This is a genomic window from Streptomyces sp. NPDC047081, from assembly GCF_040643775.1.
In the GTDB taxonomy this organism is placed as follows: domain Bacteria; phylum Actinomycetota; class Actinomycetes; order Streptomycetales; family Streptomycetaceae; genus Streptomyces.
Genome location: NZ_JBEYUY010000021.1, coordinates 99341 through 113785 on the forward strand (window position 1 = coordinate 99341; position 14445 = coordinate 113785).

The 14445-nt window shown below is 72.4% G+C and carries 11 protein-coding genes, 1 tRNA gene and 1 pseudogene; 12 read left to right on the forward strand and 1 reads right to left on the reverse strand.

Going from position 1 to position 14445, the window contains the following annotated elements:
* Positions 1-5: 5 nt before the first annotated feature.
* The 7 genes from ABZ848_RS32970 to ABZ848_RS33000 all read left to right on the forward strand — a co-directional run bounded on the left by ABZ848_RS32970 (position 6) and on the right by ABZ848_RS33000 (position 9738).
* The gene (locus ABZ848_RS32970) at positions 6-1622 is read left to right on the forward strand and encodes a beta-N-acetylhexosaminidase (protein WP_360837973.1); all 1617 of its coding nucleotides are present in this window, start codon (positions 6-8) and stop codon (positions 1620-1622) included.
* A gap of 260 nt (positions 1623-1882) precedes the next feature.
* Positions 1883-2776: an FAD binding domain-containing protein gene (locus ABZ848_RS32975; RefSeq protein WP_360837848.1), complete on the forward strand. Its 894-nt coding sequence runs from the start codon at positions 1883-1885 to the stop codon at positions 2774-2776.
* Positions 2773-5079 (forward strand): 2Fe-2S iron-sulfur cluster-binding protein, encoded by a 2307-nt coding sequence (locus ABZ848_RS32980; RefSeq protein ID WP_360837849.1) that lies wholly within the window; start codon positions 2773-2775, stop codon positions 5077-5079. The genes ABZ848_RS32975 and ABZ848_RS32980 overlap by 4 nt, the downstream gene beginning before the upstream one ends.
* Positions 5076-7385 carry a molybdopterin cofactor-binding domain-containing protein gene (locus ABZ848_RS32985; protein WP_360837851.1) on the forward strand — a complete coding sequence of 770 codons (2310 nt, stop codon included), beginning with the start codon at positions 5076-5078 and terminating at the stop codon, positions 7383-7385. The genes ABZ848_RS32980 and ABZ848_RS32985 overlap by 4 nt, the downstream gene beginning before the upstream one ends.
* A 7-nt stretch (positions 7386-7392) precedes the next feature.
* Positions 7393-7920 carry an AAA family ATPase gene (locus tag ABZ848_RS32990; RefSeq protein ID WP_360837853.1) on the forward strand — a complete coding sequence of 176 codons (528 nt, stop codon included), beginning with the start codon at positions 7393-7395 and terminating at the stop codon, positions 7918-7920.
* A gap of 163 nt (positions 7921-8083) precedes the next feature.
* Positions 8084-9244 (forward strand): SUKH-4 family immunity protein, encoded by a 1161-nt coding sequence (locus ABZ848_RS32995; RefSeq protein ID WP_360837855.1) that lies wholly within the window; start codon positions 8084-8086, stop codon positions 9242-9244.
* Positions 9241-9738: a GNAT family N-acetyltransferase gene (locus ABZ848_RS33000; RefSeq protein ID WP_360837857.1), complete on the forward strand. Its 498-nt coding sequence runs from the start codon at positions 9241-9243 to the stop codon at positions 9736-9738. Before ABZ848_RS32995 ends, ABZ848_RS33000 begins: the two co-directional genes overlap by 4 nt.
* A 21-nt stretch (positions 9739-9759) precedes the next feature.
* Here ABZ848_RS33000 and ABZ848_RS33005 read toward each other — a convergent pair.
* Positions 9760-9831 (reverse strand) — tRNA-Cys (locus ABZ848_RS33005).
* Between the two features lie 294 nt (positions 9832-10125).
* On the opposite strand from ABZ848_RS33005, the pseudogene ABZ848_RS33010 reads away from it, so the two are divergent.
* The 5 genes and pseudogenes from ABZ848_RS33010 to ABZ848_RS33030 all read left to right on the forward strand — a co-directional run.
* Positions 10126-10756 (forward strand): annotated as a pseudogene (locus tag ABZ848_RS33010) (MFS transporter); the annotation flags it as partial.
* Positions 10747-10947 carry a ribbon-helix-helix protein, CopG family gene (locus tag ABZ848_RS33015; RefSeq protein WP_016826066.1) on the forward strand — a complete coding sequence of 67 codons (201 nt, stop codon included), beginning with the start codon at positions 10747-10749 and terminating at the stop codon, positions 10945-10947. The pseudogene ABZ848_RS33010 and the gene ABZ848_RS33015, both read left to right, overlap by 10 nt.
* Positions 10944-11324 carry a type II toxin-antitoxin system death-on-curing family toxin gene (locus ABZ848_RS33020; protein ID WP_360837858.1) on the forward strand — a complete coding sequence of 127 codons (381 nt, stop codon included), beginning with the start codon at positions 10944-10946 and terminating at the stop codon, positions 11322-11324. Before ABZ848_RS33015 ends, ABZ848_RS33020 begins: the two co-directional genes overlap by 4 nt.
* 221 nt (positions 11325-11545) lie before the next feature.
* Positions 11546-13348 (forward strand): DEAD/DEAH box helicase, encoded by a 1803-nt coding sequence (locus tag ABZ848_RS33025; RefSeq protein ID WP_360837859.1) that lies wholly within the window; start codon positions 11546-11548, stop codon positions 13346-13348.
* 325 nt (positions 13349-13673) lie between these two features.
* Positions 13674-14315, forward strand: a complete 642-nt coding sequence (locus tag ABZ848_RS33030; RefSeq protein WP_360837861.1) for a helix-turn-helix domain-containing protein — start codon at positions 13674-13676, stop codon at positions 14313-14315.
* Positions 14316-14445 lie beyond the last annotated feature (130 nt).

Below are 14445 nucleotides of genomic sequence, written 5' to 3' on the forward strand. Positions count from 1 at the left end.
CTGAGATGGTGGATGTGATTCCCACGCCGGCGCACTGCACCTGGAACAGTGCCGGGTACACGAGCCTGGACGCCGGGACCGCGCTGGAGGCGGGGCCGGGCACCGAGGGCGTCGCGCGCTGGCTGCGGGCCACGCTCGGTGCGGCGACGGGGCTGCCCTTCCCGGAGACCGGTGACGCCCACAACCGCATCGTGCTGGACATCGACCCCGACCTGCCCCCGGAGGGCTACCGGGTCGTCAACGACGGCGGCCCGTACCGCATTCGGGGCGGTGACGCGGCCGGTGTCTTCTGGGGCGCCCAGACCTTCCGCCAGCTGCTCGGCCCCGACGCGTTCCGCCGGGCCCCGGTGCGGCCGGAGCAGGACTGGGACGTCCCCATGGTCACCGTCGAGGACGCCCCCCGATTCCGCTGGCGCGGCCTCATGCTCGACGTCGCCCGGCACTTCATGCCGAAGGAAGGCGTCCTGCGCTACCTCGACCTGATGGCCTCGCACAAACTCAACGTCTTCCACTTCCACTTGACGGACGACCAGGGCTGGCGCATCGAGATCGAGCGGTACCCCCGGCTCACCGAGGCCGGCTCATGGCGGGCCCGCACCAAATTCGGCCACCGGGCCTCGCCGCTGTGGGAGGAGAAGCCGCACGGTGGCTTCTACACCCAGGACGACATCCGGGAGATCGTCGCCTACGCCGCCGAGCGGCATATCACCGTCGTCCCCGAAATCGACGTACCCGGCCACTCGCAGGCCGCCATCACCGCGTACCCGGAACTCGGCAACACCGACGTCATCGACACGACCTCCCTCACGGTCTGGGACAGCTGGGGCATCTCCGCAAACGTACTCGCCCCCACTGACAACACCCTGCGCTTCTACGAGGGGGTCTTCGAGGAACTCCTCGGCCTGTTCCCGTCGGAGTTCATTCACGTGGGCGGTGACGAATGCCTCAAGGACCAGTGGCGGCAGTCGCCCACCGCACAGGCCCGCATCAAGGAACTCGGGCTCGCGGACGAGGACGAGTTGCAGTCCTGGTTCATCGGCCACTTCGACAAGTGGCTGAGCGCGCGCGGGCGTCGGCTCATCGGCTGGGACGAAATCCTGGAGGGCGGTCTCGCGGAGGGCGCCGCGGTCTCCTCGTGGCGGGGTTACGGCGGCGGAGTAGCCGCCGCCCGGGCCGGCCACGACGTCGTCATGTGCCCCGAGCAGTACGTGTACTTGGACCACCGCCAGGACGCGGGCGCGGACGAGCCGGTCCCCATCGGCTACGTCCGCACCCTGGAGGACGTCTACCGCTTCGAGCCCGTTCCACCGGAGTTGACCGGACAGGAGGCGCGGCACGTGCTCGGGACGCAGGCCAACGTGTGGACCGAGGTGATGGAGGATCACGCGCGCGTGGACTACCAGACCTTCCCGCGGCTCGCGGCCTTCGCCGAGGTGGCGTGGAGTGCCCTGCCGGCCCCGGGGGAACGGGATTTCGCCGACTTCGAGCGGCGCATGGCCGAGCACTACGAGCGACTCGACGCCCTGGGCGTCGGCTACCGCCCGCCCGCCGGACCCCTGCCCTGGCAGCGGCGCCCCGGTGTCCTGGGCCGCCCCATCGAGGGCACGCCCCCGAACAGGTAGCCCACGAACGCGTAACCGGACCCCCGAACAGGGAGCGGAAAAACCTCGCAAGCATCACCGAAGAGTGCCAATTCGCATGCTTCGGTGATGCCGTGCGAAAACGGACCATCTCCCAGGTGACGGGGGCGAATGCCTCCTAGCGGACCCCTGTCTTCGGGTGTTGCGAAGATGTGCCAGAGTTGCCACGTCCGCCCTGTCAGCACGTACCGTACGGCAGCAACAGGCAGGACCAGGTGGGGCAGCGGGAAGGGGCAGCCGGTTTGACCACGCACGCACCGCAGGCGGCGCAGGCCGTCACGCTGCCCACGACGCTGGACGAGGCCGTGGCGGCGCTCGCCGCCGTGCCCACCGCCGTGCCCGTCGCGGGCGGCACCGACCTCATGGCCGCCGTCAACTCCGGACAGCTCAGGCCCGCCGCACTGGTGGGCCTCGGCCGGATCAGCGAGATCCGCGGCTGGCAGTACCAGGACGGACACGCGCTGCTCGGCGCCGGACTCACGCACGCGCGCATGGGCCGCCCGGACTTCGCCGCGCTCATCCCGGCGCTCGCCGCAGCGGCGCGCGCCGCGGGCCCGCCGCAGATCCGCAACGCGGGCACCCTGGGCGGCAACATCGCATCGGCGGCCCCCACGGGCGACGCGCTCCCCGTGCTGGCCGCCCTGGAGGCGACACTGATCATCGCGGGCCCGGGCGGAGCCCGCCGGGAGATCCCCGTGTCGCACCTGCTGGCCGGCGTGGAGATGCTGCGCGGCGGCGAACTCATCGGGTACGTGCGCGTGCCGCTGCTGCACGCGCCGCAGGTCTTCCTGAAGGCGACCGGCCGGACCGGCCCCGGGCGCGCCGTCGCGTCCGTCGCCGTCGTCCTCGACCCCGCCCGGCGCGGAGTGCGGTGCGCCGTCGGTGCCATAGCGCCGATGCCGCTGCGCCCCCTGGACGCCGAGCAGTGGGTGGCCCGGCTCATCGACTGGGACAACAACCGCACGATCGTGCCGGAGGCACTCGCCGCCTTCGGGGAGTACGTCGCCGCGGCCTGTATCCCCGACCCCGTCCCCGAGGCGGACGGCACCGTCCAACCGCTTCCGCCCGCCGTACTGCACCTGCGGCGCACCGTCGCCGCGCTGGCCCGACGAGCACTGGGGAGGGCGCTGTCGTGACCGACGACCAGCACGGAGAGGGCACGCCCCGCAGCGGGGGCCGCTGGGATCCGCTGCCCCAGGGCGACTACGACGACGGCGCGACCGCCTTCGTGAAGCTCCCCGAGGGCGGCATCGACGCGCTCCTGGCCTCCGCCGACAGCCCCCTCGCCGCGCCGGGGCACGGGTACGTGCCGCCGCAGATAGCGGCCGCACCGGGCGGCGACCCGTCCGCCACCGGCAACTGGGCCGTGCCCGCCGACGGCGCGCAGTGGCCCGACCCCAACGCCGTGCCGCAGGAGACCGGCGGCGACCGGTTCGCGTACAACCCCGGCGCGACCCAGCAGTGGAACTTCGAGGAGCCGCCGGCGGAGTCCGCCCCCGCGCCGGGCCACGACGTGACCGGCCAGTGGTCGATCCCGGTGGCCGGCGGCGACCTCCCGGACGAATCGGGCGAGTTCACGACGTCGTCCCTGGTCCAGCAGTGGGGCGGCACCCCGCCGGCCACCCTCCCGGGCGGCGCCCCCGCCCCCTGGGCGACGGACGGGACGGGCCAGCCGTGGGGGCAGCAGCCCGGAGCGGGCGACGAGGACGCCGCCCGCATCCACGAGTCGTCGGCGGGAACGGGTATCGCCCCCGGCCCGGCCCAGGACGCCTCGACGGGGCACGCGCGCGAGGGCGCCGATTCGGGACACACGCGCGGGCTGTTCGACCAGGGCCGCGCGCACGGCACGTCCGCCGAACGGCACCCCGGACCCACGGTCCCGAACCCGGCCGCACAGAACCCGGACACGGCACGCACGCGTGGCACGGATCCGACGGGACCGTACGCCGGCGGTCCGGAGGGGCTGCACTCGGCCGGTCCGACGGGACCGCGGGCCGGTGGTCCGGAGGGGCCGCACCCGGCTGGTCCGACGGGACCGCACGCCACCGGCTCGGAAGGGCTGCACTCGGCCGAGCCCAGGGGCCCGCACGCCGCTGGTCCGGAGGGGCTGCACCCGCCCGGTCCCACAGGCCCGCACGCCGCCGACTACGGCCAGACGTACGCCGGTGACCGGGACGCCACCCGGGACGGGGCCGATCCGCGCGCGGACGGGCGTTACGCGGACTCGGCCGCCATGGACTCCTCGCAGCCCATCCCTGTCGTCGACGGCCCGACCGCCCCCGCAGACGCCGCCCGGCGCCCCCTCGGCACCGGCGGCTCCGCCGCCCACGCCCCTGTGGACGCCGACCGGGCCGACTACGACCCCGAGACCCCGCGAGGACACGTCGGCGGGCAGCAGCCGTCCGTCTCCGCCTCGGACGCCGCACAGGCCGCTCAGGAGGCCGGTGAGGCCGCTGGGGCGGTCCAACGTGCCCGCAGGGCCGCTACGGCCGCTCAGGGGGCCGTACAGCCTTCTGCGGCGCCCTCCGCGGCCGGACCGGACGACGCCGAAGGGCCCGCGCACCCGTCGGACGGGCCGAACACCTCCAACACCGCCGACTCCCCGGGCACTTCGGCCCACCCCGATTCCCGCGCCCCCGGCCACCCGGCGACCGGCGACGCCCGCCCCGGCTCGGACGGCCACGCCGGTCCCGGGGCCGAGGGCCACTCCGACCAGCCCGGTCACCCGGACCCCTCCGGTCACCCCGACTCCCCGGCCGCCTCCGACCCAGCCGCGGCCCAGGAAGAGTCCGCCCCCCAACCGCCCGCCGAAGAACACCCCCTCGCCTCCTACGTCCTGCGCGTCAACGGCGTCGAGCGCCCCGTCTCCGACGCCTGGATCGGTGAGTCGCTGCTCTACGTGCTGCGCGAGCGGCTCGGGCTCGCCGGTGCCAAGGACGGCTGCTCGCAGGGCGAGTGCGGGGCCTGCAACGTGCAGGTCGACGGACGGCTCGTCGCGTCCTGCCTGGTGCCCGCCGTGACCGCGGCCGGCAGCGAGGTGCGGACCGTCGAGGGCCTCGCCGAGGACGGCCAGCCCTCCGACGTCCAGCGCGCGCTCGCGCGTTGCGGAGCCGTCCAGTGCGGCTTCTGCGTGCCCGGTATGGCGATGACCGTGCACGACCTCCTGGAGGGCAACCCGGCCCCCAGCGAGCTGGAGACCCGCCAGGCCCTGTGCGGCAACCTGTGCCGCTGCTCCGGTTACCGGGGCGTCGTCGACGCGGTCAAGGAGGTCGTCGCCGAACGCGAGGCGCACTCCGCCGCCGACAGCGCCGAACAGGACGGCGACGAGGCACGTATTCCCCACCAGGCGGGCCCGGGGGCCGGCGGCGTCAACCCGTCGGCGTTCGACTCACCCGCCCCGCAGGACCAGGCGTACGGACCGGACGGAGGCCAGGCGTGAGCAACGAAGCCGCCACCGCGACCACCACCGCGGAGGCAGCCCCCGCCCCCGAGCCGCTGCCGCACGGCCTCGGCGCCTCCCTGCCGGCCGCCGACGCCCGCGCCAAGACCGAGGGCACGTTCCCGTACGCGGCCGACCTGTGGGCCGAGGGCCTGCTGTGGGCGGCCGTACTGCGCTCCCCGCACCCGCACGCGCGCATTGTGGACATCGACACGTCACACGCGCGTGAGATGCCCGGCGTACGGGCCGTCGTCACGCACGAGGACGTGCCGGGTGCCGCGCACCACGGCCGCGGCAAGGCCGACCGCCCGGTCTTCGCCTCCGAGGTGGTGCGCCACCACGGCGAGCCCATCGCCGCCGTCGCCGCCGACCACCCCGACACCGCCCGCATGGCCGCCGCGGCGATCATGGTCGAGTACGAGGTCCTGGAGCCCGTCACCGACCCCGAGCAGGCCTTCGAGGCCGAGCCGCTGCACCCCGACGGCAACCTGATCCGGCACATCCCGCTGCGCCACGGCGACCCGGACGCGGCCGGCGAGATCGTCGTCGAGGGCCTGTACCGCATCGGCCGCCAGGACCCGGCCCCGATCGGCGCCGAGGCCGGCCTGGCCGTGCCCCGCCCCGACGGCGGCGTCGAGCTGTACCTGGCCTCCACCGACCCGCACACCGACCGCGACACGGCCGCCGCCTGCTACGGCCTGGAGCCCGAGCGCGTCAAGATCGTCGTCACGGGCGTCCCCGGCGCCACCGCCGACCGCGAGGACCAGGGCTTCCAACTCCCGCTCGGCCTGCTGGCGTTGAAGACCCAGTGCCCGGTCAAACTCACCGCAACCCGCGAGGAGTCGTTCCTGGGCCACGCGCACCGGCATCCGACCCTGCTGCGCTACCGCCATCACGCCGACGCCGAGGGCAAGCTGGTGAAGGTGGAGGCGCAGATCCTGCTGGACGCGGGCGCGTACGCCGACACCTCATCCGAGGCCCTGGCCGCCGCCGTCGGCTTCGCCTGCGGCCCGTACGTCGTCCCGAACGCCTTCATCGAGGGCTGGGCCGTACGCACCAACAACCCGCCCTCCGGCCATGTGCGCGGCGAGGGCGCCATGCAGGTCTGCGCCGCCTACGAGGCGCAGATGGACAAGCTCGCCAAGAAGCTCGGCGTCGACCCGGCCGAACTGCGCCTGCGCAACGCGATGGCCACCGGTGACGTACTCCCGACCGGCCAGACCGTGACGTGCCCCGCACCGGTGGCGGAGCTGCTCCAGGCCGTCCGGGACTTCCCGCTCCCCGCGCTGCCCAAGGACACCCCCGAGGACGAGTGGCTGCTGCCCGGCGGTCCCGAGGGCGCGGGCGAACCGGGCGCGGTGCGCCGGGGCGTGGGCTACGGCCTGGGCATGGTGCACATGCTCGGCGCGGAGGGCGCGGACGAGGTCTCCACGGCGACGGTGAAGGTCCAGGACGGCGTGGCGACCGTGCTCTGCGCGGCCGTCGAGACCGGCCAGGGCTTCACCACTCTCGCCCGCCAGATCGTCCAGGAGACCCTCGGCATCGACGAGGTGCACGTCGCGCCCGTCGACACCGACCAGCCCCCCGCCGGCGCGGGCAACCGCAGCCGCCACACCTGGGTGTCCGGCGGCGCGGTGGAACGGGCCGCCAAGATGGTCCGCACGCAGCTTCTGCAGCCCCTGGCGCACAAGTTCGGCATGTCCACCGAGCTGCTCCAGATCACCGACGGCAAGATCACCTCGTACGACGGCGTCCTGTCCACCACCGTCACGGAAGCGATGGACGGCAAGGAACTCTGGGCCACCGCCCAGTGCCGCCCGCACCCCACCGAGCCGCTCGGCGAGCACGGCCAGGGCGACGCCTTCGTGGGCATGGCCTTCTGCGCGATCCGCGCGGTCGTCGACGTCGACATCGAACTCGGTTCGGTACGGGTGGTGGAGCTCGCCCTCGCCCAGGACGTCGGCCGCGTCCTCAACCCGGCACAGCTGGCCGCCCGCATCGAAGCGGGCGCGACCCAGGGCGTCGGCATAGCGCTCACCGAGAACCTGCGCACCGCGCGCGGGTTGATCCGCCACCCCGACCTGACGGGCTACGCCCTGCCCACCGCCCTGGACGCCCCGGACATCCGGATCGTCAAACTCGTCGAGGAGCGCGACGTGGTCGCCCCCTTCGGCGCGAAGGCGGTCAGCGCGGTACCGGTGGTGACGACCCCGGCGGCCATCGCCTCCGCCGTACGGGCCGCGACGGGCCGCCCGGTGAACCGCCTGCCGATCCGCCCCCAGGCGGCGGTGGTGACGGACCGCTGAGCCCGCCGTGAAGGGCGTCGTGGTCATCACCGGCGTCATGGCGGCCGGGAAGTCGACGGTGGCACAGGCCCTGGCGGAACGGCTTCCGCGCTCGGCACACGTGCGTGGAGACGTCTTCCGACGGATGATCGTCTCCGGGCGGGAGGACTACGTCCGCGGGGCCGGCGGCGAGGGGGAGGCCCAACTCCGGCTGCGGTACCGGCTGTCGGCGGCGACGGCGGACGCGTACGCGGAGGCCGGGTTCACGGCGGTGGTGCAGGACGTGGTGCTGGGGGAGGGCCTCGGCGCGTACGTCGACCTGATCCGCACCCGGCCGGTGCACGTGGTGGTCCTCGCCCCTGGCCCCGAGACCGTCGCCGCGCGGGAGGCCGGGCGGGCGAAGACGGGGTACGGCGCCTGGACGGTCGCGGAGTTGGACGACGAGCTGCGGGCGCGCACTCCGCGGCTCGGGCTGTGGCTGGACACGTCCGAACTGAGCGTGGGGGAGACGGTGGAGGCGATTCTCGCGGGGAGGGAACGCGCGAGGGTGCGTTGAGCGTCAAGTGTGTAGAGCGGTAGGTGTGCAGAGAGTCACGTGAACCGGGCGGCATGTGCTGTGGGGCCGTTGTCAGTGGCGAGGCGTAGTGTTCTTGGCAGTGGGGACGGCGGCCCGGTCCGTACGGCAGACGGCCGCGTGCGCAGGAACATCCGGGGGAGCAATGAGCACGACCGACACCACCTTCGCGGCGATCAGATTCACCGAGGACCAGCTCGATCCGTACGTCACGCACGAGCCGACGCGGCACTGGCTGACCGGCACCGGACTGCCGGACGCGGAAGGGCTGTTGACGTTCGCGGCACTGCACACGCGCGGCCTGCGCAGGCTCGCGGAGTGCACGGACGCGGGCGAGGACCTGGCCGACGAGCTGCGCGACCGCCTGGTGCTGGGCGAGCTGCTCGCCCCGGCGGGCATGGCGGCGGAGTCGATACTCCTCGACGGCGGCACGGGCGAGATCAGCACCGCGTACCTGTTCGAGCTCCTGGAGGACCGCCCGCTCGCACCCTCGCTGGAGGCGCTGGTGCGTTTCGCGGCGGTCACCGAGGAACTGGCGGACGTACGGGGCCAGTTCGCGTCCTTCGCCGGCCGGTACGGCACGAAGGCGGCAGCCGAGGCGTCCAGCCGGCTGCTGGCCCTCTTCGAGGAGGGCACGGACGGCGAGGTCCCGGCGTACTGGAAGGCGGCGGCCCTGATCCGCCCGCTGTCCCTGGCCACGGGTCCCGGCACGGCCGGCGGCCTCACCCTGGACGTGCCGGCCCGCCTCCTGGACGAGGAGTTCGGCCTCGGCCGCGTGGTCCGCTTCGAGGACGTCGACTTCCCGGCGACGCTCACGCACGAGCCGACGCGCCGCTTCCTCCGCGAGACGGGCCTGCCGGAGGACACGGTCCTGTTCCAGGTCGACACGGAGGTCCCCCTCCAGACCCTCTCGGAATACGCGGCGGACGACCGCCCGGGCACCGCGTCCCCCTTCGAACTCCCGGCCAGGGCAGACCACTTGATCCGCCTCGGCCACCTGGTGGAGGACAACAGCCTGGTGGTGGACGGCGCGACGGGCGAGGTCCTGAACTGGAGCGAGCCGGAGGCAAAGCTCTTCCCTCTCAACACCGACGTCTCCACCCTCGCGTTCACGCTCTGGCTGCACCACCGCGAGCGCACGATCGACGAGGCCCTCTCCCACGAACTCACCACCCGCGCCTACGACCAACTGGCCGCGACCATGCTCCACGTCCTCGCCTCGGTCGACCCGACCGCCACGACGACGGACGCGGACTGGCACTACTGGACACAGGCGTTCCAGGACGAGGCGGGTGGTGTGCTGTGACGGAGGGGCCGCTGCCGGAGAACGTCACGGTCCGCCCGGCCGACCCCGGCGACCTGCCGGTCGTGGCCGAACTGCGCTATCGCTGGGTGCAGGAAAACGGCGACGTGCCCCTCACCGTCGAGCGTGCCGATTTCATTAGCCACTTCACCACCTGGGCGCAGCAGAACAGCTCCTCGCACCGCTGCCTGGTCCTCGTCCGCGACACCACGGTCATCGGCATGGCCTGGCTCGCGATCCTCCCCCGAGTCCCGTCACCCCGCGCCCTCCACCGAGCCTCCGGCGACGTGCAATGCGTCTACGTGATCCCCGAGGCACGCAACACCGGCCTGGGCGGCCACCTCATGGACGAGATCCTCTCCTCGGCCCATTCCCTCGGCCTGGAACGCGTAACGGTCCACTCCTCCCCACGAGCCATCCCCGCCTACGCCCGCCACGGCTTCAAACCGTCCCCGCGCCTCCTCCAAAGCCACATGGCCGACCACCTCAGAGGATGACCGGCCACGCAACATTCCCAGAGGCCGTGGCGGGAATTGAACCCACGTACCTCGCTTTGCAGGCGAGTCCCTAAGCCACTCGGGCACACGGCCGTGTTGTTGAGACGACCGTAGGGCGGGGTGGGAGGCGGGCTCAAGGGGATCGTGGGGGCTGCAATGGGACTGCCATACGCCGTTCATGAAAGGGGGACGGGCGGCGGGCGTACGACCAAGGCCGGAGGGGTGGGGGGACTTTGGGCAGGGGCAACGTGGCTGGTGGGACCTACGCCGGCGGGCACGACCGTCCTTGAGTCTGGGCGGTCGTGTCGGGCGCTCGGCGTCGGGATCGTGTCCGTTGTGGGCCACTCAGGGCGTTGACCGCCGGGATCGGGTGTTTCGGGGCCGGGGCTGCCCCGGGGCACCTATCGTGCCGCGCGCGGTGTGCGCTCCGTCGTGTTGTCGCGTGAGGCGGCGCGGGCTGTCGCCGACCTTGGCCGGGTTCTCGCTCGCGGCCGGGGGTGGGACGTGGGCGTTGGCGTCGTGGTTGCAGTCCCGGGCGCGGTTGGCGCCGTATCGGGAACGGCTCATGACCGTCGGGATACTGCTCGTGACAGCCGCCATCGCCACCGCGCCGAGTGTGCTGATCGAGTCCGTGCCGGCCTGGACCGTGGCCGTCGCCTGGGCGTTCGGATGTTTCGGGATGGGGCTGGTGATCTCCTCTACCAGCGTGCTCCTGCTCGAGCTCTCCGCCCCCGAGGAGGCCGCCGCCAACTCCGCCGCCCTCCAGATCTCCGACGGTCTGTCCAACGTGATCCTGCCGGCAGCCGGCGGGGCCGCCTTCGCGGCGTTGGGTAGCGGCGCGGTGGCATACACGGCGACCGGCACCAACGGCTCCCACCCCGGCCGCCTTCGCCGCGGTGTTCCTGCCGATGGCGGGGTGGCGTTGGTGGGGGCTCGGGTAAGCACGCGGCTACGGGCCCCGCAACGTGACTGGTACCAGTTTGGCCCCATCGGCGGTACCATTTTGGTATGGCTATGAACCTGCGTCTTCGTGATGACCAAACCGAGGCACTGAAGCTGCGCGCCGAGGAGGAGGGCGTCAGTATGCACGCCATATTGCTGAGGGCTGTGGACGATTACCTGGCCAGGACGGCGCACGAGGCGCTGGTGCGTAAGGCCGCCAAGGAGCAGACCGCCAAGTGGGCCGAACTGCTGGAGCGGCTCAAGTGACGTACGTCTATCTGTCCGCCGAGGACGTCCTGGCCATCGCCGAGCACGCGGTCGATGACCAGGACGTCGTCGTGCGTGACGCGGGTCTGCTGGAGTCGGCCGTGCATCGCCCCTCTGCCTCCATGTTCGGACAGGAGGCGTATACCGATCTGTTCGACAAGGCGGCTGCCCTCCTGCAGTCGCTGGCGATCAACCACCCCTTTCTTGACGGGAACAAGCCCACGGCCTGGGTGTCCTGCGTTGTCTTCCTGGCGATGAATGAGGTGCAGCTGCGTCCGGACATCGACGCGGCCGAGCATCTGGTAATCGCCGTGTCGACCGGCAGCCTGGACGAAGTCAAGGCGATCTCCGAGGCGTTGCGCGGCTTGGCCGAGTAGACGATGTGACCTCGGTCCCACCCACGGGCGACCCGGCCTCGTCCGCGCGTTGACAGCGGGGGGCCGCCGGTAGGGTGGCCCGGTTGTCATACGTAGCCGAGCCGTCCCGAATCAGCCCGCCGAGCCACTCCCGACCTACTTACTCACCTGCCTGCCGAGCCGCCGCCGACCAAGCAACCGACCAGCCCGCCGAGCCGCCCGACCCCATGACCACGGAGACCGTGACTACCACCGCCGCCAGCTCTGCCTCGCACTCCCACAACCTCTCTCCCGCCTTCCCCGGCCGTGCCCCCTGGGGCACCGCCAGCAAGCTGCGCGCCTGGCAGCAGGGGGCGATGGAGAAGTACGTCCAGGAGCAGCCGCGTGACTTTCTCGCGGTCGCCACGCCCGGCGCCGGCAAGACGACCTTCGCGCTGACGCTCGCCTCCTGGCTGCTGCACCACCACGTCGTGCAGCAGGTCACCGTGGTCGCGCCGACCGAGCATCTGAAGAAGCAGTGGGCGGAGGCCGCGGCGCGGATAGGGATCAAGCTGGACCCCGAGTACAGCGCGGGGCCGCTCGGGAAGGACTACCACGGGGTCGCCGTCACCTACGCCGGCGTCGGCGTGCGGCCCATGCTCCACCGCAACCGGGTCGAGCAGCGCAAGACCCTCGTCATCCTCGACGAGATCCATCACGCCGGTGACAGCAAGTCCTGGGGCGAGGCCTGCCTGGAAGCCTTCGAGCCCGCCACGCGCCGGCTCGCGCTCACCGGTACGCCCTTCCGGTCCGACACCAATCCCATCCCCTTCGTGACGTACGAGGAGGGGAACGACGGCATCCGGCGGTCCGCCGCCGACTACACCTACGGGTACGGCAATGCCCTCGCCGACCACGTCGTGCGGCCCGTCATCTTCCTCTCCTACAGCGGCAACATGCGCTGGCGCACCAAGGCGGGCGACGAGATCGCCGCCCGGCTCGGTGAGCCCATGACCAAGGACGCCATCTCGCAGGCCTGGCGCACCGCCCTCGATCCGCGCGGTGAGTGGATGCCCAGCGTGCTGCGCGCCGCCGACCAGCGGCTCACGGAAGTGCGCAAGGCCATTCCGGACGCCGGTGCCCTCGTCATCGCCTCCGACCAGGATTCCGCCCGCGCCTACGCCAAGCTCATCCGGGAGATCACCGGCAGCAAGGCCACCCTCGTCCTGTCCGACGACGCCGGCGCCTCCAAGCGGATCGACGACTTCAGCGAGAGCAACGACCGGTGGATGGTCGCCGTCCGGATGGTGTCCGAGGGGGTCGACGTGCCCCGGCTCGCCGTCGGGGTGTACGCCACCACCATCTCCACGCCCCTCTTCTTCGCCCAGGCCGTCGGGCGTTTCGTGCGGTCCCGGCGGCGCGGTGAGACCGCGTCCGTCTTCCTCCCCACCGTCCCCGACCTCCTCACCTTCGCCAACGAGATGGAGGTCGAGCGCGACCACGCCCTCGACAAGCCGAAGAAGGAGGGCGAGGAGGACCCGTACGCCGAATCCGAGAAGGAGATGGAGGAGGCGAACAAGGAGCAGGACGAGGACACCGGCGAGCAGGAGCAGTTCGCCTTCGAGGCGCTGGAGTCCGAGGCCGTCTTCGACCGGGTGCTGTACGACGGCGCCGAGTTCGGCATGCAGGCGCACCCGGGTAGCGAGGAGGAGCAGGACTACCTCGGCATCCCGGGGCTCCTTGAGCCCGACCAGGTGCAGCTGCTGCTCCAGAAGCGGCAGGCCCGGCAGATCGCGCACAGCCGCAAGAAGCCGGACAGCGAGGCCGACCTGCTGGAACTGCCCGCCGAGCGGCGGCCCGTCGTCTCGCACAAGGAGATGATGGAGCTCCGGAAGCAGCTCAACACGATGGTGAGTGCCTACGTCCATCAGAGCGGCAAGCCGCACGGGGTCATCCACACCGAACTGCGGCGCGTGTGCGGCGGCCCGCCGAGCGCCGAGGCCACGGCCGGGCAGCTGAGGCAGCGCATCGCCAAGGTGCAGGAGTGGGCCACGCGGATGCGGTGACCACCGGGACGCGGTGACCGCCTCGCTCAGCGAACACACAGGGAGCCCGTACCGGGACAAACGCAGGCACTCCCGCCCTGACTCCGCCCCGTATGTGCCCGGATTCTGGACGGAGGCTTCCGCTCAGCGAACCCCCTTCGCTAATGTCCCGCTACGCACACGCCCCGTGGCAGCGCCGCCGCGGAGCGCAGCCGTGAAGCGACGCGGCCCGGTATCGGCCGGGCCGCCGGCCGATCGGCGGCCTCTGTTGCGCGTCACTGACGGGACTCGGTGACGCATCGCCGCGCGGAGGTCGTCGACCTCACCACTTGGAGGAGTGGGCGTCGTGACCGCGGAGACCTCTCAGACGCTCGACCGAGGACTGCGGGTCCTCAAGCTTCTGGCCGACACGGACCATGGGCTGACCGTCACCGAGCTATCCAACCGACTGGGCGTGAACCGGACCGTGGTGTACCGGTTGCTCGCCACACTTGAACAACACGCGCTCGTACGCCGGGACTTGGGCGGTCGTGCCCGGGTCGGGCTCGGCGTGCTGCGCCTCGGGCGGCAGGTGCATCCGCTCGTACGCGAGGCCGCGCTGCCGGCCCTGCGGTCGCTGGCCGAGGACATAGGGGCGACCGCGCACCTGACGCTGGTGGACGGGGCCGATGCCCTGGCCGTCGCCGTCGTCGAGCCCACCTGGACGGACTATCACGTGGCCTACCGGGCCGGCTTCCGGCATCCGCTGGACCGCGGAGCGGCCGGCAAGGCGATTCTCGCCGCGCGCGCCAAGCCGGTGCAGGAGCCCGGATACACCCTGACCCACGGGGAGCTGGAGGCCGGGGCCAGCGGCGCCGCGGCTCCCTTGATCGGGGTTACGGGCGTCGAGGGCAGCGTCGGAGTCGTGATGCTGGCCGACGCGGTGCCCGAGCGGGTCGGACTGCGGGTGGTGGACGCGGCCCGGGAGGTCGCGGAAGCCCTGCGCTGAGCGTTCGTTTCCGGCCACCGGTTGGCTTTGGCCAAGTCGCCAAAGCCAACCCTCCACCTCTGTCCGATCGGCACACCGACTTCAGCCGTCCCCTCCGCATCATCAAGGGCCATAACCAGCCCGACGGCGG